The sequence below is a fragment of the Defluviimonas sp. D31 genome (genome assembly GCF_033436765.1).
Classification (GTDB): Bacteria; Pseudomonadota; Alphaproteobacteria; order Rhodobacterales; family Rhodobacteraceae; genus Albidovulum.
In genome coordinates this window covers 350142-374186 of record NZ_JAWQFN010000001.1, presented here as the reverse complement: position 1 = coordinate 374186, position 24045 = coordinate 350142, and the positions used below count along the sequence as shown (strand labels likewise).

The following is a 24045-nucleotide window of genomic DNA, read 5'->3' as shown; positions in this document are numbered from 1 at the left end:
AGTGTCGGGCCATGACATTCGCCGCCCGCCTGACTCGCTGCCCCATACCTTTCGAACCGGCCCGGATCGAGGAGCCGCGCGCGCGTTTCGCAGCACTCGCGCCCGAACTCCGGGCGCTTCTCGAAGGGACCGCCGGCTGCAGCCCCTATCTCGCGGGGCTGATGGAGCGCCAGGCCGACTGGCTCGAATCGGCGCTCGCCGGATCGCCGGAGGCGGCGCTCGATGCCGAACTCGCGGGGCTCGGCGCGCTCGACAGCGAGGCGCTTGGCCCGGCGCTGCGCCATGCCAAGGCGCGGATCGCGCTGCTCGCCGGGCTCGCCGACCTCGGCGGGGTCTGGCCGCTCGAAATGGTCACCGGGGCGCTGACCCGGCTCGCCGATGCCGCCGTCCACCATGCGCTTCGCGCGCTCACCGCCGACGAGATCCGGCGCGGCAAGGTGCCGGGCGCGGTGCCTGAGGATGCTTTGGCCGCCTGCGGCATCGTCGCTCTGGCGATGGGCAAGGGCGGGGCGGGGGAACTCAACTATTCCTCCGACATCGACCTCATCTGCCTCTTTGACGAGACCCGCTACGCGTCCGACGACGTGCAGGAGGCCCGCGCCGCCTTCATCCGCGTGGTGCGCAAGATGACGGCGATGCTGTCGGACCTCACCGCCGACGGCTATGTCTTCCGCACGGATCTGCGACTGCGCCCCGACGCCTCGGTCACGCCGGTCTGCATCTCGATGGCCGCGGCCGAGCAGTATTACGAGGCGCAGGGCCGCACCTGGGAACGCGCCGCCTACATCAAGGCAAGACCCTGCGGCGGCGATCTTGCGGCCGGGGCGCGGTTCCTCGAGACGCTGACGCCCTTCGTCTGGCGCCGCCATCTCGACTTCGCGGCGATCCAGGACGCCTACGACATGCGGCTCAGGATCCGCGAGCACAAGGGCCTCCATGGGCCGATCGTGCTCGAAGGCCACAACATGAAGCTCGGGCAGGGCGGCATCCGCGAAATCGAGTTCTTCACCCAGACCCGCCAGCTCATCGCTGGCGGTCGCGACCCGAGCTTGCGCGCGAGCGACACCGTCGGCGGCCTCGCCGCGCTCGCCGCGAAGGGCTGGGTGCCCGAGGCCGACGCGGCGGACCTCACCGCGCTCTACCGCGCCCATCGCGAGATCGAGCACCGGGTGCAGATGGTCGCGGACGCACAGACCCACGACCTGCCGACCACGCCGGAGGGTTTCGACCGCATCGCCCGGATGTGCGGAGAGGGTGACACCGATGCCTTCCGCGCGGCACTCCTCGAAAGGCTGGGGCGTGTGGCCGAGTTGACCGAGGGCTTCTTCGCGCCCGGCGAGGCGCGCAGCGGCCCCGAGATGAGCGCCGAGATGCGCGAGACCGTCGAGGGCTGGCGCTCCTACCCCGCGCTCCGCTCCGAGCGCGCGGTGGCGATCTTCAAGCGGGTCGAGCCCGAGATCCTCTCTCGGCTCGACCGTGCGGCGAACCCGTCCGAGGCGCTGCGCCAGTTCGACGGCTTCCTCGCCGGACTGCCCGCTGGGGTGCAGCTTTTCTCGCTTTTCGAGGCCAATCCGCAGCTTATCGACTTGATTGTAGATATCTGCGCAACTTCGCCGGGGCTCGCGAGCTACCTGTCGCGCAACGCGGCGGTGCTCGACGCGGTGATCGGCGGGGATTTCTTCGCGCCCTGGCCGGGCACGGCGGCGCTGGCCGAGGCACTCTCCAGGCGGCTGGAGGAGCGGGCGGATTACGAGGCGCGGCTGAGCGCGGCGCGGATCTGGACGCGGGAGTGGCATTTCCGGATCGGCGTCCACCACCTGCGCGGACTGATCGACGCCGGTCAGGCGGGCCGCGAATATGCGGACCTCGCGGGGGCGGTCCTCGCGGCGCTCTGGCCGGTCGTGGTCGCGGAGTTCACCCGCAAGCACGGCAAGCCGCCGGGGCGGGGCGCGGTGGTGCTCGGCATGGGCTCGCTCGGCGCGGAGCGTCTGAACGCGCAATCCGATCTCGACCTGATCGTGATCTACGACGCGGACGGGGTGGATGCCTCGGACGGGCCGCGCCCGCTGGCCGCGCGCGCCTATTACGCGCGGCTCACGCAGGCGCTGGTGACCGCGCTCTCGGCGCCGATGGCGGACGGGCGGCTCTACGAGGTCGACATGCGGCTCCGGCCCTCGGGCCGCCAGGGGCCGGTCGCGACCGCGATCCAGTCGTTCCGCTCCTACCAGATGGAGGAGGCCTGGACCTGGGAGCATCTGGCACTGACGCGGGCGCGCCCCGTGGCGGGCGATCTCGCGCTCGCCGCCGAGGTCGAGGCGGCGCGGATGGCGGTCCTTGCCGAGAAGGGCGGGGCAGAGCGCGTGCTGGCGGACGTCGCCGAGATGCGCGAGCGGATCTTCGCGGCCAAGGCGCCCGACGGCGCTTGGGAGGCGAAGATCGGCCCCGGCCGGCTGCAGGACATCGAGCTTCTCGCGCAGGTCGGCGCGCTGCGCTCCGCAGCGCCCGCGCGGCGGGTCGAGGCGCAGCTTCGCGCCGGTCTCAAGGCAGGCTACCTGACCCGCGAGGACGAGGCGGCGCTGCAGGAAGCCTACCGGTTCTTCTGGCGGCTCCAGTCCGGGGCGCGGCTCCTGACCGAGCAGCCGCTCGACATGGCGGCGGTCGGCGCGGGCGGGCAGGCGTTCCTCCTGCGCGAGACGGGAGCGTCGAATCTCGACGGGATGGCGTCGCAGTTGGAAGGCCACAGGGAGCGCGTTTCGGCAATTATCGCGCGCGGTCTTGCTGCATGATCCCATGCCGCCGGGCCGAACGGCGTCGGGAAGAGCGGGTATGGCGAGGAAGATCATGGAGATGTCTCGGGCGGACCCGAAGGGGTTGATCCGCGAAAGCTATTCGATCGAGGGGATCACGGCGCCGGAATGCCGGTCGATCTTCCTCGACTGGGCGCTGAGCATCGCGATGGACACCGACCAGCCAGAGGCGCTCAGGGCGCTCCTGGCGCACTACGGCCTCGACCGGCCCGACCATCCGATGACGGCGGTGCTGACGGCGGGGCTGACCGCCCCGTCCAAGCCGGCACGGCGCGGCGGCCGCATGGGGCGCGTCGAACCGGGCGAGCGGCGCTGAGGCGAGACGCGAGCCGGGCCGCTGCGCGCGTTCCGCCGGTCGGCGCGCGACCAGAGATTCCCGTGACCAAACCGCCCCGGCCGGATGCCTCTTTTCGCGCCGGTTCGCGTGACCTGCGCGTGGCGCGCGGCGCTTTAAGCGCCGGCGCATCATCGCCGCGCTTGCCCTCGCGCGTGGCGGGCCTTAGGCAGGTCGCATGAGGCTGATGTTTCTGGGCGATGTGGTGGGGCGGTCGGGGCGTGCGGGGATCACCGCGCGCCTGCCGGGATTGCGTGCCGATTGGGGGCTCGATTTCGTCGTGGTGAACGGCGAGAACGCGACCTCCGGGGCAGGGCTTTCAGCCGATCACGCCAAGGCGCTGCTCGCCGCCGGGGCCGATTGCGTGACGCTCGGCGATCATGCCTTCGACCAGAAGGACATGCTGTCCTACATCGAGACCGAGCCGCGGATTCTCAGGCCCCTCAACTACGCCAAGACCGCGCCCGGCAAGGGCGCGCGGGTCTTCGAGGCGAAGGGCGGGCGCAAGGTGCTGGTGGCGCAGGTGCTCGGCCAGGTCTTCATGAAGCGGCCCTTCGACGATCCCTTCTCGGCCATCGACGCGGTCCTGCGCGCTCATCCGCTTGGGGGGGCGGTCCAGGCCGCCGTCGTCGAGATCCATTGCGAGGCGACGAGCGAGAAGATGGGCATGGGCCACTGGTGCGACGGACGGGCGAGCCTCGTCGTCGGCGCCCATACCCATGTGCCGACCGCGGATGCACAGATCCTGCCCGGCGGGACCGGGTTCCAGTCCGATGCCGGCATGTGCGGCGACTACAACTCGGTCATCGGCATGGACAAGCTCGAACCGATGCGCCGCTTCGTGACCGGCATGCCTAAGGAACGCTTCACGCCCGCGAACGGCGAGGCGACGCTCTGCGGCACCTATGTCGAGACCGACGACCGCACCGGGAAGGCCACGAAGATCCGCATGATCCGCGTCGGTGGCGGGCTCGAGGGGGCGCGGCCCTGATGGAGGCGCGCCGGCTCTTTCTCGCGCTATTCGTGATCGGGGGAAGCTGGGGGCTGACCGCGCCCCTGTCGAAGATCGTCGTGATGGGCGGGTACCGCCATTTCGGCATCATCTTCTGGCAGCTCGTCATTGGCTCGGCGCTGCTCGGGCTCTGGCTCGTGCTTGCAAGGCGGCGGCTGCCGCTGACGCGGCCCGCGCTCTCGCGCTACGTCTTCATAGCACTTTTCGGGACGATCCTGCCGAACGCCGCCTTCTACACCGCGCAGGAGGGGCTGCCGGCCGGTCTCGTCGCGGTGTTCATCGCGCTGGTGCCGATGTTCGCGCTGCCGATGGCCTTTGGCCTCGGGCTCGAACGGCCCGAGCCGGTTCGCTTCCTCGGCATCCTCGCCGGGCTCGCCGGCATCCTGATGATCGTCCTGCCGGAGGCGAGCCTGCCCGACCGCGCGGCGCTCGTCTTCGTGCCATTCGCGCTTGCCGCTGCGGCACTCTACGCGGTCGAGGCGGCCGGGCTCGGCCGGATCGGCACGGCCGGGCTCGACCCGATCCAACTTCTCCTCGGTGCCTCGCTTGCGGGTATGGTCCTCGTCCTTCCGGCGGTCGTGGCGAGCGGCAGCTGGATCACGCCCGCGCTGCCCGTGACCTCGGCCACGGCGGCGCTTGTCGTCACCGCGGCGATCCATGCGCTGGCCTATGCCGGATATGTCTGGGTCGTCGGCCACGGTGGCGCGGTCTTCGCGGCACAGGTCGCCTATATCGTGACGGGTACCGGCGTCCTATGGTCGATGGTGATCCTCGGCGAACGCTATTCGCTCTGGGTCTGGGCGGCGCTGGCGCTGGTCCTTGCCGGGCTCTTTCTCGTGCAACCGCGCCCCACTCGGCGCGAGGAGCTGGGTCCCATCGTGCTGCCCGCCACCGAACCGTCCATCGTTTTCCACGAACAGCAGGATCGCTGAATGATCGACCTTCCCATATCGCAGAACGGCGAGGCCATCCTGACCCTGCTGATCGTGCTCGGCATGTTCGTGATGTTCGTGCGCGAGCGCTACCCCGTCGAAGTCGTGGCCATCGGTGGTGCGGCGCTCTGCCTCGTTCTCGGCCTTCTGCCTTACGAGGCCGGGCTGAACGCGCTGACCAATCCCGCGCCCTGGACGATCACCGCGATGTTCCTGATCATGGGGGCGCTCGTCAGGACCGGTACACTCGAATGGCTGACGCAGACGGCCGAGGCCAATGCCGACCATCGCCCGACGGTAACATTGGTGATCCTGTTCGGCTTCGTCGCGCTTGCCTCGGCCTTCCTCAACAACACGCCAGTCGTCGTGGTGATGATCCCGGTGATGGTCTCGATCGCGCGCAAGCTCAATGTCTCGGCCTCGAAACTGCTGATCCCGCTGTCCTATGCCGCGATCCTCGGCGGCACGCTGACGCTGATCGGCACCTCGACAAACCTGCTCGTCGACGGCGTGGCGCGCAACGCCGGGATGGAGCCCTTCACCATCTTCGAGATCACGCCCCTCGGCGCGATCCAGGTCCTGATCGGCATGGTCTACATCGCCCTGATCGGGCGCCGGATCCTGCCCGATCGGCAGTCGTTGGGGGGGATGCTCTCGGACCGGCGCAAGCTCAAGTTCTTCACCGAGGTGGCGCTGCCCGAGGATTCGAACCTCGTGGGCCAGCCGGTGCTCTCGGTCGATCTCTTTAAGCGTGCCGGGGTCCGGGTGATCGACGTGTTGCGCGGCGACGCCTCGCTGCGCCGCGACCTCGCGCCGGTGGTGTTGCAGGCCGGTGACCGGGTCGTTCTCAGGACCGAGATGGCCGAGTTGCTCGGGATGCAGGAAAGCAAGGACATCCGCCTCGTCGACAAGCTCTCCTCGGTGCAGACCGAGACCGTCGAGGTGCTGATCTCGCCGGGCTGCCGGATGATCGGCCGCTCGCTGGGCGAGCTGCGCCTGCGACGGCGTTACGGCGTCTATACGCTCGCCGTGCACAGGCGGAACCAGAACATCGGCCGCCAGCTCGACGACCTCGTCGTCGTGGTCGGCGACACGCTGCTTCTCGAAGGCGCGCCCGAGGACATCCAGCGGCTCGCGGCCGATATGGATCTCGTCGATGTCTCGAAACCGACCGTCAAGGCCTACCGCCGCAAGATGGCGCCGGTGGCCTTCGCCGTCCTGGCCGGGATCGTCGCGCTCTCGGGGCTTGGCGTGGCGCCGATCCTCGCGCTCTCGGTTGTGGGGGTGGCGGTGGTACTCCTCACCCGCTGCATCGACGCGGACGAGGCGTTTTCGTTCATCGAGGGGCGGCTTCTCGCGCTCATCTTCGCGATGCTCGCGGTCGGTGCGGCGCTCGACGAGACCGGCGCGGCGCGGCTGCTCGTCGGCTGGATCAGTCCCGCGCTCACCGACCTGCCGCCGCAGCTTGTCGTGCTCGCGGTCTATCTCCTGGCGATGTTTCTGACCGAGATCGTGTCGAACAACGCCGTCGGCGTGATTTTCACGCCGGTGGCGATCGAGCTTGGCCACTCGCTCGGGCTTGACCCGAGGGGGCTTGTCGTCGCGATCATGTTCGCGGCCTCGGCGGCCTTCTCGACGCCGATCGGCTACCAGACCAACATGCTGGTCTACGGCCCGGGAGGGTATCGCTTCACCGACTACCTCAAGGTGGGCATTCCTCTGAACCTGACGCTCGCCATCACCGCGAGCCTGATGATCCCGATCCTCTGGCCGCTCTGAGGGCAATCCGACGGAGACGCCTTCGGCGTCGCGCCTTTCGTGGCGCCACGCTTTCGCGCGGCGCGGGGGCGGGGGCTGTCTGCCCCCTCTTGCCGCTTGCGCGGCAATTCACCCCCGAGAGTATTTGATGACAGAAAGTGGCGGCGGCGCCTTGCAGGCGGACTCGTCGATGGTGGCGTGAGCCTTCGCGCTCCGCGCGAAGGCGAGAGATCTCGTCGCGCCGGAACGGCGCGGCCGTCTTGTCAGAGCGGCCAGACGAGAAGGATCGTCGGCAGGGCGACCGCGATGACGAGGATCTCGAGCGGCAGGCCCATCCGCCAGTAATCGCCGAACTCGTAGCCGCCGGGGCCGAGGATCAGCATGTTGTTCTTGTGTCCGATCGGGGTCAGGAAGGCCGAGGAGGCGGCGACCGCGACCGCCATCAGGAACGGGTCCGGCGAGGCGCCGAGCGCTTTCGCCATGGCGATGCCGACCGGCGCCGCGACGATCGCGGTCGCGGTGTTGTTCAGGACATCCGACAGCGTCATCGTCACCACCATTAGCACCAGGAGCGCCACCCAGGCCGGCGCCCCCGCCGTCAGCGCGACAAGGCCTCGTGCGATAAGTTCCGTGCCGCCCGAGCCTTCGAGCGCCGCGCCGAGCGGGATCATCGAGCCGAGCAGCACGATCACCGGCCATTCGATATGGTCGTAGATCTCCGCGAGCGGCAGCACGCGCGTCACCACGTAGCCGATCACCACCGCGCCGAGCGCGATCGGCAGGTCGACGAGGCCGAGGCTCGCGGCGAGGACCGCCACCGCGAAGATCGCGATCGCGGGCCAGGTATGGTTCTGCTTCGTCAGCGCGAGCCCGCGTTCGGCGAGCGGCAGGCAGCCGAGCCAATCGACAACCTCGTCGGCGGTCTCGGACGGCGCGAGCAGGAGAAGGATGTCGCCCGCGCGGATCTTCGCCTTGCCGAGCGGTCCCTTGATGCGGTGGCCGCGGCGCGAGATGCCCATGAGCGCGGTGCGGTGGCGCCAGATCAGGCCCACAGCCTCGACAGTCTTGCCGCGGATCCGCGCATCGGTCCGCACCACCGCCTCGACCATCGTGAAGCCGGCCTTTTCGGCCTCGAGATAGTGCTTGCGGCGGTGGTCGGCGAAATCAAGCTTGAGGGCGGCGCGGAACTCGTCGAGCGGTTCGGCCTCGGCCTCGACGAGGATCACGTCGCCGCCGGCGATGGTCTCGGCTCGGGCCGCGCCGTAGCGGCGCTTGTCGCCGCGGATGAGCGCCATGAGCGCGACACCGGCCTTGTCGGCCTCGTCGTAGAGATCCCCCATGGTCTTGCCGACGAGCTTGGAGTCCTTTGGAACGCTCAGTTCGGCGACATAAGCCGCGGTGTCGCGCACCGCGCCCTCGTCCTCGCGCTTGGGGATGAGCCGCCAGCCGACGAGCGCCACGAAGAGGAGGCCCGCAATGGCCACGACGCCTCCGACCGGGGCGAAGTCGAACATCCGAAAGCTCTGGCCGAGAGCGTCCTCGCGGATCGTGGCGATGATGATGTTGGGTGGCGTGCCGATCAGTGTAACCATGCCTCCGAGGATCGTCGCGAATGAGAGCGGCATCAGCGATAGGCCCGGCGCGCGGCCGGCCTTGCGCGCGCTCGCCACATCGACCGGCATGAGAAGCGCGAGGGCCGCCACGTTGTTCATGAAGGCGGAGAGGATGCCGCCCACCGCGCCCATCATGGTGATGTGGGCGGCAAGGCCGCGTCCGGTGTCGACGAAGGTGCGGGTGATCAGCATCACCACGCCCGCGCGCGTGAGCCCGGCCGAGACGACGAGCACCAGCGCGACAACGAGCGTCGCCGGATGGCCGAAGCCCGCGAAGGCGGTCTTGGCCGGCACCACGCCGGCGAGCACGCCGGCGATGAGCGCGGTAAAGGCCACGAGATCGTAGCGCCAGCGCCCCGAGATCAGCGCCGCGAAGACAAGGCCGAAGAGCGTGAAGAGGATGATCTGGTCCTGGGTCATGGCGGACTCCGGCTTTGCCGCCCCACTCAAGCCGCCCGGGAGAGCGGATGCAAGCGCCGGATGCCGGCTCGGGCTTGCGGGCAGGCGGGGCGCTGACATATAGAGGCGCGAAACCCGAAAGATTGACGGAGAAGGTCATGGCCGGCCATTCAAAATGGGCCAATATCCAGCACCGCAAGGGGCGGCAGGATGCGGCGCGTTCGAAACTGTTCTCGAAGCTGGCGAAGGAGATCACCGTCGCCGCCAAGATGGGCGACCCCGACCCCGAGAAGAACCCGCGCCTGCGGCTTGCCGTGAAGGCGGCCAAGGCGGTTTCCTGCCCCAAGGACGTGATCGACCGCGCGATCAAGAAGTCGCAAGGTGGCGACGCCGAGGATTATACCGAGATCCGCTACGAGGGTTACGGCCCGAACGGCATCGCGGTGATCGTCGAGGCGATGACCGACAACCTCAACCGCACCGCGTCGAACGTGCGGAGCTACTTCACCAAGCATGGCGGCAACCTCGGCACCACCGGCTCGGTCAGCTTCATGTTCGACCGGGTGGGCGAGATCATGTATCCGCTGAGTGCCGGTGACGCCGACACGGTGATGGAGGCGGCGATCGAGGCCGGGGCCGACGATGTCGAGACCGACGAGGACGGCCACTGGATCTATTGCGCCGACACCGAGCTTTCGGCTGTCTCGGACGCGCTCGAGGCGGCCCTCGGCGAGAGCGAGGAAGCCAAGCTCGTCTGGAAGCCTCAGAACCGCACCAATGTCGATCTCGAGACGGCGCAGAAGCTGATGAAGCTGATCGACACGCTCGAGGACGATGACGACGTCCAGAACGTCACGGCGAATTTCGACATTCCCGAAGAGGTTGCCAGGCAGCTCGCCTGAGCCCTCGGGCTTGACCGATCGGGCACCGGGCCGCCGGGGCGGCCCGGTGCCTCCGGCGGGGATATTTGGGGCAGGATGAAGGGGAAGGGCGGTCGCGCCCATCCCGGTGACGGGGGACGCCCTTCTGTGCGGCTCCGCCACGGTGGGTCAGGCTGGAACGGGCGGAAGCAGGACGGAAGCCGCCTGGGCGCGGATTGCGCGGGTCAGGGGCGCCATCGCCGCGCCTGTCAGCCGCCCGACCTGCCAGTAAAGCGCGATATCCAGCGGCGCGTCCGGCACAAGCGCCGCAAGCTCTCCCGCGGCAAGGTCTCGGCGGATCAGGGGCTCGGGGTTCATGCCCCAGCCGAGGCCGAGCCTGGCGGCGTCGACATGGCCCCGGCTCGAGGCGAGGTAATGGCTCGGCGGGGCGATCCGACGGCCGGTGACGCGAAGCGCCCAAAGCGTCGGAAGCCGGTCCTTCTCGTTGAAGGTCAGCGCAGGGGCGCGGCCGAGTGCCTCGGCGGTGACGCCGTCGGCAAACCACCGGGCGATGAAGGCGGGGCTTGCCGACGCGATGCAGCGCAGCTGGCCGAGCGGGTGGCTGTCGCAGCCCGCGACCGGTGCGTCGTGCGCGGTCACGGCGGCCTGTACTTCGCCGCGCCGGAGCCAGTTGGCGGAATGATCCTGATCGTCGATCACCAGTTCATAGAGCAGGTCCGGCACCGCGGCGAGCGCGGGCAGGACCCAGGTCGCGAGGCTGTCGGCGTTGACCGCGATCCGCACCGTTGGCCGCTCTGCCGCGAGCTCTGCCCCGAGATCGGTGGCGAGCGCGTGTTCCAGGAGCTGCACATCCTCGAAATGGCGCGCGAGGCGGGCGCCTGCGGTGGTCGCGCGGGCCGGTTGGCCGCGGCTCACCAGGACCGTGCCAAGCCGCTCTTCGAGCGCCTTCAGGCGCTGCGAGATCGCCGAGGGCGTGACATGCAGTGCCGCAGCCGCCGCGTCGAACGAGCCGGTGCGCAGGATCGCCGCGAGGGCCTGGAGCTGGGCCGGTTCAAGCATTAATGAATCTTAACTGCGAAAAGAAACATTAATTCGACTTACCAAAGGGCGCCCGTTAGTCAAGTCCCGGACAAGAGGAGGGGATCATGCTAGCGGCGGGTCTGTCGGGATTTCAGGTGTCGGTCGGGCTGATCATGGCGATCGGGGCGCAAAATGCCTTCGTGCTGCGGCAGGGGCTTCGGCGCGAGCATGTGCTCGCTTGCGTGCTGTTCTGCGCCACCTCGGACGCGGTGCTGATCGCCACGGGCGTCGCGGGTCTCGCGGCGGCGAATGCGGCGGTGCCCTGGCTTGATCCGGTGCTGCGCTGGGGCGGGGTGGCGTTCCTGCTGGCCTATGGCTTCAGGGCGGGCTGGTCGGCGCTCCGGGGTGGCAGTGCGCTCGCGCCGCGAAGCGTGGCGCCGGGGACGCTCGGCCAGACCCTCGCGACGCTCGCGGCGATCACCTGGCTCAACCCGCATGTCTATCTCGACACCGTGGTGCTCATCGGTTCGATCGCGGCGCAGTACCCTGGCCGCCAGGTGGCGTTCGGGGCGGGGGCCGCGCTCGGCTCGTTCGTGTTCTTCTTCACGCTCGGCTATGGTGCGCGGCTCCTCGCGCCGGTCTTCGCACGGGAGGCGGCCTGGAGGGTGCTCGACGGCGGGGTGGCGGTCGTCATGGTCTCGATCGCGGCACGGCTCGCCACCGGCTGAGCCTTGCGCCCGCCGCCGCGATAAGGTCATGTCGCGCCATGACCGTCGTCGATCAAGGCCGCCCCGTAGCGGGCATATTGTGGATGCTCGCGACCGGGCTCTCGTTCGTCGCGGTAACCGGGACGGTGCGCCATCTCGGCACCGGGTTGCCGGCGGTGGAGGCGGCGTTCATCCGCTTCGTCTACGGCATCGTCTTCTTCGCCCCGACACTTCTGCCCGCATTCCGGCGCGCGCAGGCAGCCGGGGTCTGGCCGCTGGTCGCGGGGCGCGGCGCCTTCCATGTTCTGGCGGTGACGCTGTGGTTCTTCGCGATGGCGCGAATCCCGGTCGCCGAGGTCACGGCGATCGGCTATCTGAACCCCGTGGTTGTAACGCTCGGCGCGGCGCTCTTTCTCGGCGAACGGCTGGCGGCGCGGCGGCTGATCGCGATCGTCGTGGCGCTGGTCGGGGCGATGATCGTGCTCAGGCCGGGCGTCAGGGAGGTGAGTACGGGCCACATCGCGCAGCTCGGCGCGGCGATGTGCTTCGGCGTCTCCTACCTCTTCGCCAAGCGGCTCTCGGCCTCCCTGTCTCCGGCGACGATCGTGGCGCTGATGTCGCTGACGGTGACCGTGGGGCTAGCGCCCTTCGCCATCGCGGTCTGGGTGTGGCCGAGTCTCGAACAGCTCGGCTGGCTCGGCGTGGTCGCGGCTTTCGCGACGCTCGGCCATTACACGATGGCGCGGGCCTTCGCGGCCGCGCCGCTGACGGTGACCCAGCCGGTGACCTTCCTGCAGCTCGTCTGGGCGACGGCGCTCGGCTGGTTCGCCTTCGGCGAGGCGGTGGATCCCTTCGTGCTGGCCGGCGGCGCGCTGATCATCGCGGCGATCAGCTACATGACCTGGCGCGAGGCGCAGCTGAAGCGGCGCGCGGTCACCCCGCCGCCGGAGGCGGCGAAGATCTGACCCCGGCGCGCCCCGGATTTGGGAGATTGGCCGGATTGGCTTAGACTTCCCTTTTTCGGAAAGGGGGACTGCATGTCGGACGTTTCGGTGATCGGCCTCGGGGCCATGGGCAGCGCGCTCGCTGCCGCGCTCATAAAGGGCGGCTACGCGGTGACGGTCTGGAACCGGTCGCCGGAGAAGGCCGCGCCGCTCGTCGCGGCGGGCGCGGCGCAAGCGAGTTCGGCGGCGGAGGCGCTCCGGGCAAGCCCGGTGACGGTGATCTGCATCGCCTCGCACGACAAGACGCTGGAGCTTCTCGGCGCGGCGGGCGACGCGGTGTCGGGGCGCACGATCATTGAACTCAGCACCGGCGGGGCCGAGGATGCCGAGGCGCTGGCCGCGCATCTGGACGGGCAGGGGGCGGAGTGGATGATCGGCATCATCAACGCCTATCCGACCGGGATCAACCTGCCCGAGACCGTGCTTCTGATGGTCGGCGCGGAGCCGGTCTGGCAAAGATGCGCGCCGATCATCCGCACGCTCGGCGGCGGCTCGGCGCGGGTGGGCGACCGGGCGGGCATGATCGCGGCGCTCTTCGCGGCACTCTTCACGACCCGGCAGGGCTTCATGTTCGGCATGATCTACGGCGGGCTCGTGTGCAAGAAGGCCGGCATCCCGCTCGATGTCTTCGCGTCGCAGATTCCGGTGTCGATGGGGGTGCTGCCCGCCTATCACAAGTACTTCTCCGACACCGTTCCGGCGGGCAAGTTCGACAACCCGCCCGCCACGATGACGGTCTATGCCGCGGCACTCGACGACGCGCTTGCGACGTTCCGCGCGCTCGGGGCGCATGCGGAACTGCCGCAGCTTTTCAGCGACCTCGCCCATCGCGGCGTCGAGGCCGGGCTCGACGACAAGGCGCTGACCGCCCTCGTCGAGCTCATGTCGCGGGACTGAGCCCGCCCTTCACCCGCGCGGGTCGAGGAGCCGCCCGATCACGCTTTCCCGGGTGATCCGGCCGAGCGTCTGACCGCCCTCGGTAACGGCAAGTGCGGGCACCTCGCGGAGCTTTTCCATCACCTCGCGCACGGGCGCGTCGGGATGCACGTCGGGCATGTTCGGCGCGCGCGCGGTGTCGGGCTGCATGATGTCCGAGGCGGTCAGCACGCCGAGCGGGTTCATATGCGCGACGAAATCGGCGACATAGTCCGAGGCCGGATTGGCGATGATCTCGCGCGCGGTGCCGCATTGCACGATGCGCCCGCCCTCCATCAGCGCGATCCGGTTGCCGATCTTGAACGCCTCGTCGAGGTCGTGGCTGACGAAGATGATCGTGCGGTGCAGCTTTTCCTGAAGCTCCAGCAATTCGTCCTGGAGTCGGGTCCGGATCAGCGGATCGAGGGCCGAGAAGGGCTCGTCCATGAGAAGGATCGGCGCTTCGGTGGCGAAGGCGCGGGCGAGGCCGACGCGCTGCTGCATGCCGCCGGAGAGCTCGCCCACCTTGCGATCGGCCCAGTCGCTGAGGCCGACCAGCGCGAGCTGTTCGTCGATCTTGGCGCGCCGCTGGGTCGGGGTCTGGCCGGCAAGCTCGAGGCCGAGGCCCACGTTCTCGCGCACGGTCCGCCAGGGCAGGAGGCCGAACTGCTGGAACACCATCGCCACGCATTCGCGCCGCACCTTTAGCAGATCGGGTGCCGAGGCACCGCCGACCTCGCAGCTCCAGCCCTCGTCATGGATCGTCACCTTGCCGCGGCAGACCGGGTTGAGCCCGTTCACGGCGCGCAGGAGAGTCGACTTGCCCGAGCCCGACAGCCCCATCAGCACGAGGATCTCGCCCTTCGCGACCGTCAGCGAGCAGTCATGTACGCCGAGCACCTGTCCGGTGCGCTTCTGGATCACGCCCCGGCTCAGACCCTCGTCCATCAGCGGCAGGGCGCGTTCGGGATGCTCGCCGAAGACGATGTTTACCTTGTCGAACTCGACCGCGATGTCCTGGCCGACCATTGTGGCGTCCCCCCTCATTGTGCGCTTCCCCGGCGCAGCATGCGGTCGAGCACGATGGCCACGACCACGATCACGAAGCCCGATTCAAAGCCGAGCGCGGTATTGACCGACTGCAGCGCCCGCATCACCGGCACGCCGAGGCCGCTCGCGCCGACGAGGGCGGCGATGACGACCATCGACAGCGAGAGCATGATCGTCTGGTTGAGGCCGGCCATGATCTGGGGAAAGGCGTAAGGCAGTTCCGCCTTGAAGAGCACCTGCCGCTTGGTCGCCCCGAAGGCGGTCAGCGCCTCGATCAGGGCGGTCGGCGTCGAGGAGACGCCGAGATGGGTCAGCCGGATCGGTGCCGGCAGCACGAAGATCACCGTGGCCAGAAGGCCCGGCACCATGCCGAGGCCGAAGAAGATGATCGCCGGAATGAGGTAGACGAAGGTCGGCAGCGTCTGCATCAGGTCGAGAATCGGCTGCATCGCGGCATAGAGCTTCGGCCGGTGCGCGGCCGCGATGCCGATCGGCACGCCCACCGCCATGCAGACGATGCAGGACGACAGGATCAGCGTCATGCTCTGCATCGTCTCGTCCCAGTAACCCTGGTTGAGGATGAAGAGGAAGCCGAGCGCCACCAGCACGCAGGTTTTCCAGTTGCGCTGGACGAACCAGGTGATCGCGACGAAGACCGCCACGATGATTAGCGGATGCGGCGTGTCCAGCAGCCAGAGGATGCCGTTGATCATGGCATCCATGATGTCGGAGATCAGCCGGAAGGCCGGTTTCAGATTGTCCTTCATCCAGTCGAAAAGTGTTTTTGCGGCCTTTCCGACCGGGATCTTGTGATCCGCGAGCCAAAGCTGTTCGAGCCAGTCCATCCCTCATCCCCAAAATCGCGGCCGGCCACGCGGGCCGCTGCCACGGTTTCCCCGTTCAGGCAAAAAAGCCCCTCTCCGCCGCAGGGAGTGTGACGGAGAGGGACCTCGCGCGAACCGGTTGTCAGTTCAGCGCGGCTTCCACGGCGGCCATCGCGTCGCCGCCATCCTTCGTGGTCACGCCGTCGAGCCAGGGGCCGAGCGCGTCCTTGTTCTCGGAGAGCCATTTCGTGGCGGCCTCGTCCGGCGCCTCGCCGTCATTGAGGATCCCGTCCATGATCTCGTTTTCCATCTCGAGCGTGAACGTGAGGTTGGTGAGCAGCTTGCCGGTATTCGCGCATTCGGCGACATAGCCCTTGCGGGTGTTGGTGAAGACCTCGGCGCCGCCGAAGTTCGGGCCGAATACATCGTCGCCGCCCGAAAGGTAGGTCATCTCGAAGGTCGCGTTCATCGGATGCGGTTCCCAGCCGAGGAAGACGATCGGCTTGCCGTCGCTGTCGGCGTTGCCGACCTGCGCCAGCATCCCCTGTTCGGAGCTTTCGATGACCTCGAACCCGTCCAGCCCGAACTGGTTCGCCGCGATCATGTCGATGATCAGCCGGTTGCCGTCGTTGCCGGGCTCGATCCCGTAGATCTTGCCCTCGAGCGCATCCTTCTGCGCGGCGATGGCGGCGAAGTCGGTGATGCCGAGATCGGCACCGGCCTTGTTGGTGGCGAGCGTGTATTTCGCGCCTTCGAGGTTGCGGCCGATCGTCTCGACCGTGCCCGCCTCGCGGTAGGGGGCGATGTCGGCCTCCATCGTCGGCATCCAGTTGCCGAGGAACACGTCGATGTCGCCTTCGGCGAGGCCGGTATAGGTCACCGGCACCGACAGGACCTTGACGTCGGTCTCGTAGCCGAGCGCCTCGAGGATCGTCGTGGTCACTGCGGTGGTCGCGGTGATGTCGGTCCAGCCGACATCCGAGAACACCACCTTGTCGCAGCCGGCGGCGAAGGCCGGCGCCGCGACGGTGAGCGCGGCCGAGGCCAGCAGAGTCGCACGCAGGGTCTTGGAAAGTGTCATTCGCTGTCTCCCTGTTTTCTTGATTGACGGATCAATAAACATACATACCGCAGCGGAGCGCAAGAAAAATCTCGGGCCATCGTGGCGGTTTCCGTCATTTCGTGCGGGCAAGACTAGTGCAACTGCAAGAAATCGCAAAGGAACCTCTGCGGCTTGCGGTTTCTTTTTGTTGATTGACGAGTCAATAAAACTTCGTGTAGCGATAGAGGCCTCATCGGAAAGGGCGGGCGGATGCCGAAAGTTGGGATGGAACCGATTCGCAAGGCGGCCCTGGTAAAGGCCACGATCACCGAGATCGGCCGCACCGGATCGCTGGATGTCACGGTCAGCCAGATCGCCAAGCGGGCGGGCATGTCGTCGGCCCTGGCGCACCACTACTTCGGCTCCAAGGAGCAGATATTCCTTGCCGCGATGCGCCACATCCTGACGCTCTACGGCGCCGAGGTGCGCGGCGCGCTGGCAGCCGCTGACGGTTCGCGCGGGCGGCTTCAGGGCATCGTCCGGGCGAGCTTCGCACCTTCGAGCTTCCGCCGCGAAACCATTGGCGCGTGGCTGAATTTCTACGTCCTGTCCCAGACGCTGCCGGAGGCGCGGCGGCTGCTCGGAATCTATCAGCGGCGGCTGAACTCGAACCTGTGCAACGATCTGCGCCCCCTGATCGGGATGCGCGCCGAGGCCGTTGCACGGGGCCTGGGCGCGATGATCGACGGCGTCTACATCCGCGAAGCGCTGAAGGGCGGCACGCCGGACGGGGCAGGGGCCGCCGAGATCGTAATGGAATACCTGGAACGCGAACTGGAGACGACCGCATGAGAGCGCAGCCGAAAGCCAGCCATTTCGTCGATGGCGCCTATCTCGAAGACAGGGCGGGCGCCGAGATCGAGGTGATCTACCCCGCGACGGGCGAGGTGATCGCGCGCGTCCACGAGGCGACGCCCGCCGTGATCGAGCGCGCCGTCGCGTCGGCCGCGCGGGCGCAGGCGGACTGGGCCGCGCTCAAGCCGGTCGAGCGCGCCCGCATCCTGCGCCGCGCCGCCGACCTGATCCGCGAGCGCAACCGCGAGCTGTCGGAGCTGGAGACGCTCGACACCGGCAAGCCGCTGCAGGAGACCCTGGTCGCCGACGCGACCTCGGGGGCGGACGCGCTCGAATATTTCGCCGGCCTCGTGCCCGCCGTCACCGGCGAGACGATCCCTCTGGGCCGCGATTTCGTCTACACGGTGCGCGAGCCCCTCGGTACTTGCGTCGGCATCGGCGCCTGGAACTACCCGACCCAGATCGCCTGCTGGAAGTCGGCGCCGGCCTTGGCCTTGGGCAATGCGATGATCTTCAAACCGTCTGAAGTCACGCCGCTATGTGCCTTGAAAGTCGCGGAAATCCTCGTCGAGGCGGGGCTTCCCGCCGGGCTGATGAACGTGGTGCAGGGCCGGGGCGCCGTGGGTGCCGCGCTGATCACCGATCCGCGCGTCGCCAAGGTCTCGCTCACCGGCTCGGTGCAGACCGGGCGCAAGGTCTATGCCGCCGCGGCCGAGGGGATGCGCCATGTCACGATGGAGCTTGGCGGCAAGTCGCCGCTGATCGTCTTCGATGACGCCGATGTCGAGGATGCGGTCGGCGGCGCGCTTCTGGGCAATTTCTACTCCTCGGGTCAGGTCTGCTCGAACGGCACGCGGGTCTTCGTCCAGAAGGGCATCAAGGAGCGGTTCCTCGCCCGGCTCAAGGAGCGCACCGAGGCGATCCTTCTCGGCGATCCGATGGACGAGGCGGTGCAGATGGGCCCCGTCGTCTCGGCCGCACAGATGGACAAGGTTCTGGGGTACGTCGAGGCCGGCAAGGCCGAGGGCGCGCGGCTGGTGACCGGCGGCGCGCGGGCCGGGGACGAGGGCTATTACGTCCGGCCCACGGTCTTCGCCGATGTCACCGACACGATGGCGATCGCGCGCGAGGAGATCTTCGGGCCGGTGATGGCCGTACTCGACTTCGAGGACGAGGACGAGGTGGTGGCGCGCGCCAATGCGACCGAGTTCGGGCTGTCGGCGGGGGTCTTCACCCGCGACCTCGCCCGCGCCCACCGCGTGGTCGGGCGGCTCGAGGCCGGGTCTTGCTGGATCAACGCCTACAACCTCGCCCCCGTGGAGGCGCCGTTCGGCGGCGTCAAGCTTTCCGGGGTGGGGCGCGAGAACTCGAAGGCGGCTATCGAGCACTACAGCCAGATCAAGAGCGTCTACGTCGGCATGGGGCCGGTCGAGGCGCCGTACTGAGGGCGGGGTGCCGGTGGCCGCCGGGGAGACTCCGGCGGGGATATTTTGGGCAGGATGAAGCTGCAGGCGCCGCGCGGCGCCGGGCCCGGTAGGAATGGAGGACTTGGGATGGAAGCCGATTATGTGGTCGTGGGCGCGGGGTCGGGCGGCTGCGCGATGGCCTATCGGCTGGCCGAGGCCGGCAAGCGGGTGATCGTCATCGAGCATGGTGGCACCGACGCGGGGCCGTTCATCCAGATGCCCGGCGCGCTCAGCTACCCGATGAACATGTCGATCTACGACTGGGGTTACCAGTCCGAGCCCGAGCCCCATCTCGGCAACCGCAGGCTCGCGACTCCGCGCGGCAAGGTGATCGGCGGATCGTCCTCGATCAACGGCATGGTCTATGTGCGCGGCCATGCCAAGGATTTCGACCATTGGGCCGAGAGCGGCGCCGGTGGCTGGTCCTATGCCGACGTGCTGCCCTATTTCCGGCGGATGGAGACCTGGCACGGCGGCGAGCCGGGCGAGTTCCGGGGCCATGACGGGCCCTTGCATGTCTCGCGCGGGCCCCGGACCAACCCGCTGTTTCACGCCTTCGTCGAGGCCGGCCGCCAGGCGGGATACGAGGTGACGAACGACTACAATGGCGAGAAGCAGGAAGGGTTTGGCCCGTTCGAGGCGACGATTTTCAAGGGCCGGCGCTGGTCGGCTGCGAACGCCTATCTGAAGCCGGCGCTGAAGCGCGACGGCTGCACCCTGGTGCGCGCCCTCGCCCGCAAGGTCGTGATCCGCGACGGCCGCGCGGTGGGGGTCGAGGTCGAGCGTGGCGGCAAGGTCGAGGTGATCGGGGCGCGGGCCGAGGTGATCCTCGCCGCCTCGTCGATCAACACGCCGAAGCTCCTGATGCTGTCGGGGGTGGGGCCGGCGGCGCATCTGGCCGAACACGGGCTCGAGGTCGTGGCCGACCGGCCGGGGGTCGGGGCGAACCTGCAGGATCACCTGGAAATCTACATGCAGTACGCCTCGCTGCAGCCGATCACGCTTTACAAGTACTGGAACCTCCTGGGCAAGGCGATGGTGGGGGCGCAGTGGCTCCTGACCGGGACCGGGCTCGGCGCGTCGAACCAGTTCGAGAGCTGCGCCTTCATCCGCTCGGACAAGGGCGTCGACTATCCGGACATCCAGTACCACTTCCTGCCGATCGCGGTGCGCTATGACGGCAAGGCGGCGGCCGAGGGGCACGGGTTCCAGGCCCATGTCGGGCCGATGCGCTCGAAGTCGCGCGGGGCGGTGACGCTCGCCTCGGCCGATCCGAAGGCGGCGCCGCTGATCCGCTTCAACTACATGTCGCATCCCGACGATTGGGCGGAGTTCCGCAAATGCGTGCGGCTGACGCGCGAAATCTTCGCGCAGGAGGCGTTCAAGCCCTTCGTCAAGCACGAGATCCAGCCCGGCACCGGCTACGAGAGCGACGAGGAGATCGACAGCTTCATCCGTGAGCATGCCGAGAGCGCCTACCATCCCTGCGGCACCGCGCGGATGGGCCGGCGCGACGATCCCATGGCGGTCGTCGATCCGGAATGCCGGGTGATCGGGGTCGAGGGGCTTCGGGTCGCCGACAGTTCGATCTTCCCGCGCATCACCAACGGCAACCTCAACGCGCCCTCGATCATGGTGGGCGAGAAGGCGGCCGATCATGTGCTCGGGCGCGGCATGCTGGCCCCGGCAAACTCCGAGCCGTGGCTGAGCCCGCGCTGGAGCGTGGCGCAGCGCTAAAGGAAGCCGGGAGGGCGCTGCCCTCCCGGACCCTCCCGGGGTATTTTCGCAATGAAGAAGATCAGGGCGCGGGGACGAGCCGCGCCGGGATGAGGCCGCGGAGCGCGTTGCCCATGAAGAGCCGGGCGCGGGCGAGGTCCGCCTCGGTGATCACCTGCTCGCGGGCCTGGCCGGAGGCGAGCATCTCGTCGCGCAGGATGCCGGGCAGGCAACCGCAGGCGAGGGGCGGGGTGATGAGGCCCTGGCCGAGATCGGCGAAGAGATTGGTGATCGTGCCTTCCGCCGCCGCGCCGCTCGTGTTGAGGAAGATCGCCTCGTCGATACCGGCCGGCAGCGCGGCGCGGACCCTGTCGTAGAGGGCGCGTTCGGTCGTCTTGTGGCGCAGCAGCGGGGCGTCGGGGTCGAGCTTCTCGGGCGCGATCATCAACCGCCACTCGGGCGGGTTGGGGGCGATGGGGCCGGTCGTGACCTCGGCGTCGCCGGCGCGGCCGAGGGTGAGGCGGGTGCGGAGCGGGGCAGGGCCGGTCACGGTGGCGAGGGCCGCGTCGATCGCGGCGCGGTCCCAGGCGAAGCCGAGCGCCGCGGCCGAGGCGCGGGCGCGGGCGAGATGCGCCTCGAGCCGGTGGAACGACGCGCCGTCCCAGCGAAACGTCTCGATCAGGCGGGTGTCAGCTCTGCAAACCGGGCTTTCCACAGGGCCTCCTCGTATTCGCCATGGGCGGTAGAATCGATGACGATGCCGCCGCCGACGCCAAGCTCGACCTCGCCCTCGCCGAACAGCGTCAAGGTGCGGATCGCGACGTTGAAGCTCGACGCGCCGTCCGGCCCCATCCAGCCGATCGCGCCGCAATAGACGCCGCGCGGGCCGGCTTCGAGCTCGCGGATGATCTCCATCGCGCGGATCTTCGGCGCGCCGGTGATCGAGCCGCAGGGAAAGAGCGCGCGGAAGATCGCGGAAGGTTCAGTGCCGGGCAGAAGCCGGCCGGTGACGCGGCTCACCATCTGGTGCACGGTGGCATAGCTCTCGATCGCGAAAAGTTCCGGCACCCTGACCGAGCCGACCTCGCAGATCCGCGAGATGTCGTTTCTCAGAAGGTCAACGATCATAAGGTTTTCAGCGCGGTTCTTGATGCTCTGCTCGAGCTCGAGTCGCAGCGCCGCGTCATGGGCCGGGTTGGAGGCGCGTGGGGCCGTGCCCTTCATCGGGCGGGTCTCGATCCGGCCTTCCGCATCGGTCGTGAAGAATAGCTCTGGCGAGCGCGAGACGAGGACCGGCAGGTCGGGAAGGGCCACATAGGCGCCGTGGCGGACCGGCTGGCGGGCGCTGAGGGCGGCGTAGAGGCCCGGCGCGCTGCCGGTGCGGCGCGCGGTCATGCGCATCGTCAAGTTGGCCTGGTAGACGTCGCCCGCGGCGATATAGGCCTGGATCCGGGCGAGCGCCGCGCCGTGCTCGTCGGCGCTCCAGCCGGGCGCGGGCAGGCTGAGGCTCGCCGATCCGGCCTCGGCGCTGGCGCGGGCGAGGAGCGCTTCGGCCGGGGCGGGCGCGTCATAGAGACCGAAGGCCAGGAGCGGCAGGCGGCGATCCGGCGGCATCAGCGGCGCAAGCCGCGGCTCGAGCGCGTAGCCAAGTTCGTAGGAGGCAAAACCGGCGATCCAGAGCCCCTCGGCCCGCGCCGCATCGAGCGCGGCGAGCGCGGCCTCGACCTCGGCCGGCCCATCGGCGCGGATCAGCCGACGGGGCGCGTCGAAGAGCGCGGGGGCGCCCTTGGGGCCGTCTTCGAGAAGGATCATCTGGGTCCGCGCAATATTGGAATCGCGCCGCGAACTTGGGGGCATAAGGCCGCGAGCGCAAGCGTTATGCCGGCGCTTTGGTGGTCGTTCGCGCCCTCTTTCACACGCCCGGTTTGACCGAGGTCAAGGAGCGGGGATGTGGCGCGGGCTAGCAAGGGGCGGGACAACAAAGGAGCGCAGGAATGTCGCATACCCCTCACGAGCTGCACGAGGAATTCCCGGCCGAGGCCGACAAGATCCATGAACTCAAGGTCTCGAACGCGCATTTCGCGCGGCTCGCCGACGAGTATCACAGCATCAACCGCGAGGTGCACCGGGCCGAGACCGGGATCGAGCCGGTCGACGGGCTCGTCGAGACCGAGATGCGCAAGAAGCGCGCCCATCTGAAGGACGAGATCGCCCGGATGCTGGCCGAGGCCTGAACCCTCCGGACGGCACGGCATCACTCGATGTCGTAGGGCAGGAGCCCGCGCCGGTCGGGATCGACGCGGAGCTTGCGTTCCAGGGGCGGCACCGATCTCTGATGGCAGTCCTTGCGCTCGCAGATCCGGCAGGAGATCCCGATCGGCTCGAAGGCGCGGGCATTGGTCAGGTCGAGGTCGTCGGCATAGACGAGCCCCTTGGCGTGGCTGATCTCGCAGCCGAGCCCGATCGCGTAGCGCCGGACCGGCGCGTGGAACGAGCCGCCATGCTTTGAGACGTCGCGGGCGAGGCAGAGATAGCGCACGCCGTCGGGCGTCTCGGCAAGCTGGCGCAGGAAGCGGCCCGGCGTCTCGAATGCGCGGTGGACGTTCCAGAGTGGGCAGGCGCCGCCGAAGCGGGCGAACTGGAGCCGCGTCGCGGAATGGCGCTTGGTGATCGTGCCGGCCTGGTCGACGCGGACGAAGAAGAACGGGATACCCTTCTGCCCCGGCCGTTGCAGCGTCGAGAGCCGGTGCGCCACCTGCTCGATCGAGGCGCCGAAGCGGTCGGCCAGGCGCTCGAGGTCGTGCCGGGTCTCCTCGGCCGCCTCGAGGAAGGCGCGGTAGGGCAGGAGCGCCGCCCCCGCGAAGTAGTTCGCCAGGCCGATCTTGGCGATCGAGCGCGCCGCGTCGGACTGGAAGCGCGCGAGGTCGAGCGTCGCCTCCAGAAGCTCGTTCTGGGTGGCGAGCGCGAGCTGGAAGAGAAGCTGGAAGCGCCGCGTCTCGGGCGCGGCGCGGGTCGAGAGCGTTAGCCGCCCATCGGTCACGAGGCGGATCTCGGCGCTGTCCGAAAGCACCACCTCGATGCCGCGCTCGGCCAGCAGTGTGCGCGCCCGCGCCTCGGGGGCGCGGCGCGCCTCGGCGGTGTCGGCGAAGCGTTCGGCGGCACGGTCGACAGCGTCGATGTAGTTGTCGCAGTAGTGGAAGAAGTCGCGCACCTCCTCCCAGGGCGAGGCGCGGGTCGCGGTCTCGTCGCGCCCGAGCGCCTCGTCGAGCGAGGCGAGGCGTTCGTGGCTCTGCCGGTAGGCGCGGTGCAGCCCGAGAAACGCGCGGGCGAGCATCGGCGCGTTCGAGGCGGCGAGGCGCAGGTCGGCCAGCGGCGGGGCGGTGTCGGCGAAGATCGGATCGGCCAGCGCCTCGCGCATGTCGGAGACGAGCCGTTCGGCGTCGCCCGCCGAAAGCTCGGTCACGTCGAGCCCGAATTCGCCGGCGAGCGCCAGCACGACGGCGGCCGAGACCGGTCGGTGGTTGTTCTCCATCTGGTTGAGATAGGGCAGCGAGACGCCGAGCTTGGCCGCGAAGGCCTTCTGGGTCAGGCCGAGCCGGCTGCGGGTCTCGCGCAGCTTCGCGCCGGCATAGAGCTTCTGCGTGGGCATCGCGCCTCCCGTGACTTTGCGAAGCCGAGCCTAGCTTTTGCAAATCGCGCCGCCAAGGGGC

The 24045-nt window shown here is 68.9% G+C and carries 21 protein-coding genes; 13 read left to right on the top strand and 8 right to left on the bottom strand.

Annotated features, from left to right (window positions below):
• Window positions 1–11 precede the first annotated feature (11 nt).
• From R5H32_RS01790 to R5H32_RS01770, 5 genes are all read left to right on the top strand, one after another.
• Window positions 12–2786, top strand: coding sequence for a glutamine-synthetase adenylyltransferase (locus R5H32_RS01790; RefSeq protein WP_318336965.1), 2775 nt, complete (start codon window positions 12–14; stop codon window positions 2784–2786).
• A gap of 55 nt (window positions 2787–2841) precedes the next feature.
• On the top strand, window positions 2842–3123 hold the full coding sequence (locus R5H32_RS01785) for a hypothetical protein (RefSeq protein ID WP_318337332.1): 282 nt from the start codon (window positions 2842–2844) through the stop codon (window positions 3121–3123).
• Between the two features lie 196 nt (window positions 3124–3319).
• Complete coding sequence (locus tag R5H32_RS01780; protein WP_318336964.1) at window positions 3320–4132, top strand: TIGR00282 family metallophosphoesterase; 813 nt, start codon at window positions 3320–3322, stop codon at window positions 4130–4132.
• Window positions 4132–5085, top strand: a complete 954-nt coding sequence (locus R5H32_RS01775) for a DMT family transporter (RefSeq protein ID WP_318336963.1) — start codon at window positions 4132–4134, stop codon at window positions 5083–5085. Before R5H32_RS01780 ends, R5H32_RS01775 begins: the two co-directional genes overlap by 1 nt.
• Window positions 5086–6864 carry an SLC13 family permease gene (locus tag R5H32_RS01770; protein ID WP_318336962.1) on the top strand — a complete coding sequence of 593 codons (1779 nt, stop codon included), beginning with the start codon at window positions 5086–5088 and terminating at the stop codon, window positions 6862–6864.
• 242 nt (window positions 6865–7106) lie between these two features.
• Here R5H32_RS01770 and R5H32_RS01765 read toward each other — a convergent pair whose 3' ends face one another.
• Window positions 7107–8876, bottom strand: a complete 1770-nt coding sequence (locus tag R5H32_RS01765) for an SLC13 family permease (RefSeq protein WP_318336961.1) — start codon at window positions 8874–8876, stop codon at window positions 7107–7109.
• A gap of 137 nt (window positions 8877–9013) precedes the next feature.
• Between R5H32_RS01765 and R5H32_RS01760 the strand changes: the two genes are divergently transcribed.
• On the top strand, window positions 9014–9757 hold the full coding sequence (locus tag R5H32_RS01760) for a YebC/PmpR family DNA-binding transcriptional regulator (protein ID WP_318336960.1): 744 nt from the start codon (window positions 9014–9016) through the stop codon (window positions 9755–9757).
• A gap of 147 nt (window positions 9758–9904) precedes the next feature.
• On the opposite strand, the gene R5H32_RS01755 is transcribed toward R5H32_RS01760, so the two are convergent.
• Complete coding sequence (locus R5H32_RS01755; RefSeq protein WP_318336959.1) at window positions 9905–10795, bottom strand: LysR family transcriptional regulator ArgP; 891 nt, start codon at window positions 10793–10795, stop codon at window positions 9905–9907.
• Between the two features lie 86 nt (window positions 10796–10881).
• Here R5H32_RS01755 and R5H32_RS01750 point away from each other — a divergent pair, with 86 nt between their 5' ends.
• From R5H32_RS01750 to R5H32_RS01740, 3 genes are all read left to right on the top strand, one after another.
• On the top strand, window positions 10882–11484 hold the full coding sequence (locus R5H32_RS01750; protein WP_318336958.1) for a LysE/ArgO family amino acid transporter: 603 nt from the start codon (window positions 10882–10884) through the stop codon (window positions 11482–11484).
• A gap of 38 nt (window positions 11485–11522) precedes the next feature.
• Window positions 11523–12428 (top strand): DMT family transporter, encoded by a 906-nt coding sequence (locus R5H32_RS01745; RefSeq protein ID WP_318336957.1) that lies wholly within the window; start codon window positions 11523–11525, stop codon window positions 12426–12428.
• Window positions 12429–12500: 72 nt separating this feature from the next.
• A complete protein-coding gene (locus tag R5H32_RS01740; protein WP_318336956.1) occupies window positions 12501–13364 on the top strand; it encodes an NAD(P)-binding domain-containing protein in 864 nt (287 codons plus the stop codon).
• 9 nt (window positions 13365–13373) lie between these two features.
• On the opposite strand, the gene choV is transcribed toward R5H32_RS01740, so the two are convergent.
• The 3 genes from choV to choX form a co-directional block, all read right to left on the bottom strand.
• A complete protein-coding gene (gene choV, locus R5H32_RS01735) occupies window positions 13374–14429 on the bottom strand; it encodes a choline ABC transporter ATP-binding protein (RefSeq protein ID WP_318336955.1) in 1056 nt (351 codons plus the stop codon).
• Window positions 14426–15277, bottom strand: a complete 852-nt coding sequence (gene choW / locus R5H32_RS01730; RefSeq protein WP_318336954.1) for a choline ABC transporter permease subunit — start codon at window positions 15275–15277, stop codon at window positions 14426–14428. Before choW ends, choV begins: the two co-directional genes overlap by 4 nt.
• A gap of 121 nt (window positions 15278–15398) precedes the next feature.
• The gene (choX, locus tag R5H32_RS01725) at window positions 15399–16337 is read right to left on the bottom strand and encodes a choline ABC transporter substrate-binding protein (RefSeq protein ID WP_318336953.1); all 939 of its coding nucleotides are present in this window, start codon (window positions 16335–16337) and stop codon (window positions 15399–15401) included.
• Window positions 16338–16568: 231 nt separating this feature from the next.
• On the opposite strand from choX, the gene betI reads away from it, so the two are divergent.
• The 3 genes from betI to betA all read left to right on the top strand — a co-directional run bounded on the left by betI (window position 16569) and on the right by betA (window position 20356).
• A complete protein-coding gene (gene betI / locus R5H32_RS01720) occupies window positions 16569–17150 on the top strand; it encodes a transcriptional regulator BetI (protein ID WP_318336952.1) in 582 nt (193 codons plus the stop codon).
• Window positions 17147–18598: a betaine-aldehyde dehydrogenase gene (gene betB, locus R5H32_RS01715; protein ID WP_318336951.1), complete on the top strand. Its 1452-nt coding sequence runs from the start codon at window positions 17147–17149 to the stop codon at window positions 18596–18598. The genes betI and betB overlap by 4 nt, the downstream gene beginning before the upstream one ends.
• A 108-nt stretch (window positions 18599–18706) precedes the next feature.
• Entirely contained in the window at window positions 18707–20356 is a 1650-nt protein-coding gene (gene betA, locus R5H32_RS01710) for a choline dehydrogenase (protein WP_318336950.1), read from the top strand.
• Window positions 20357–20417: 61 nt separating this feature from the next.
• On the opposite strand, the gene R5H32_RS01705 is transcribed toward betA, so the two are convergent.
• Together R5H32_RS01705 and R5H32_RS01700 are read right to left on the bottom strand one after the other, a co-directional pair.
• Window positions 20418–21050 carry an aminotransferase class IV gene (locus R5H32_RS01705; RefSeq protein ID WP_318336949.1) on the bottom strand — a complete coding sequence of 211 codons (633 nt, stop codon included), beginning with the start codon at window positions 21048–21050 and terminating at the stop codon, window positions 20418–20420.
• Window positions 21014–22147, bottom strand: coding sequence for an aminodeoxychorismate synthase component I (locus tag R5H32_RS01700; protein ID WP_318336948.1), 1134 nt, complete (start codon window positions 22145–22147; stop codon window positions 21014–21016). Before R5H32_RS01700 ends, R5H32_RS01705 begins: the two co-directional genes overlap by 37 nt.
• 182 nt (window positions 22148–22329) lie before the next feature.
• Between R5H32_RS01700 and R5H32_RS01695 the strand changes: the two genes are divergently transcribed.
• Window positions 22330–22569 carry a YdcH family protein gene (locus R5H32_RS01695; protein ID WP_318336947.1) on the top strand — a complete coding sequence of 80 codons (240 nt, stop codon included), beginning with the start codon at window positions 22330–22332 and terminating at the stop codon, window positions 22567–22569.
• 20 nt (window positions 22570–22589) lie between these two features.
• On the opposite strand, the gene R5H32_RS01690 is transcribed toward R5H32_RS01695, so the two are convergent.
• The gene (locus R5H32_RS01690) at window positions 22590–23984 is read right to left on the bottom strand and encodes a helix-turn-helix domain-containing protein (protein WP_318336946.1); all 1395 of its coding nucleotides are present in this window, start codon (window positions 23982–23984) and stop codon (window positions 22590–22592) included.
• Window positions 23985–24045 lie beyond the last annotated feature (61 nt).

Coding starts and splice junctions, on each gene's coding strand:
- R5H32_RS01790 (WP_318336965.1), top strand. CDS start 12: ATGACATTCGCCGCCCGCCTGACTCGCTGCCCCATACCTTTCGAACCG.
- R5H32_RS01785 (WP_318337332.1), top strand. CDS start 2,842: ATGGAGATGTCTCGGGCGGACCCGAAGGGGTTGATCCGCGAAAGCTAT.
- R5H32_RS01780 (WP_318336964.1), top strand. CDS start 3,320: ATGAGGCTGATGTTTCTGGGCGATGTGGTGGGGCGGTCGGGGCGTGCG.
- R5H32_RS01775 (WP_318336963.1), top strand. CDS start 4,132: ATGGAGGCGCGCCGGCTCTTTCTCGCGCTATTCGTGATCGGGGGAAGC.
- R5H32_RS01770 (WP_318336962.1), top strand. CDS start 5,086: ATGATCGACCTTCCCATATCGCAGAACGGCGAGGCCATCCTGACCCTG.
- R5H32_RS01765 (WP_318336961.1), bottom strand. CDS start 8,876: ATGACCCAGGACCAGATCATCCTCTTCACGCTCTTCGGCCTTGTCTTC.
- R5H32_RS01760 (WP_318336960.1), top strand. CDS start 9,014: ATGGCCGGCCATTCAAAATGGGCCAATATCCAGCACCGCAAGGGGCGG.
- R5H32_RS01755 (WP_318336959.1), bottom strand. CDS start 10,795: ATGCTTGAACCGGCCCAGCTCCAGGCCCTCGCGGCGATCCTGCGCACC.
- R5H32_RS01750 (WP_318336958.1), top strand. CDS start 10,882: ATGCTAGCGGCGGGTCTGTCGGGATTTCAGGTGTCGGTCGGGCTGATC.
- R5H32_RS01745 (WP_318336957.1), top strand. CDS start 11,523: ATGACCGTCGTCGATCAAGGCCGCCCCGTAGCGGGCATATTGTGGATG.
- R5H32_RS01740 (WP_318336956.1), top strand. CDS start 12,501: ATGTCGGACGTTTCGGTGATCGGCCTCGGGGCCATGGGCAGCGCGCTC.
- choV (WP_318336955.1), bottom strand. CDS start 14,429: ATGAGGGGGGACGCCACAATGGTCGGCCAGGACATCGCGGTCGAGTTC.
- choW (WP_318336954.1), bottom strand. CDS start 15,277: ATGGACTGGCTCGAACAGCTTTGGCTCGCGGATCACAAGATCCCGGTC.
- choX (WP_318336953.1), bottom strand. CDS start 16,337: ATGACACTTTCCAAGACCCTGCGTGCGACTCTGCTGGCCTCGGCCGCG.
- betI (WP_318336952.1), top strand. CDS start 16,569: ATGCCGAAAGTTGGGATGGAACCGATTCGCAAGGCGGCCCTGGTAAAG.
- betB (WP_318336951.1), top strand. CDS start 17,147: ATGAGAGCGCAGCCGAAAGCCAGCCATTTCGTCGATGGCGCCTATCTC.
- betA (WP_318336950.1), top strand. CDS start 18,707: ATGGAAGCCGATTATGTGGTCGTGGGCGCGGGGTCGGGCGGCTGCGCG.
- R5H32_RS01700 (WP_318336948.1), bottom strand. CDS start 22,147: ATGATCCTTCTCGAAGACGGCCCCAAGGGCGCCCCCGCGCTCTTCGAC.
- R5H32_RS01695 (WP_318336947.1), top strand. CDS start 22,330: ATGTCGCATACCCCTCACGAGCTGCACGAGGAATTCCCGGCCGAGGCC.
- R5H32_RS01690 (WP_318336946.1), bottom strand. CDS start 23,984: ATGCCCACGCAGAAGCTCTATGCCGGCGCGAAGCTGCGCGAGACCCGC.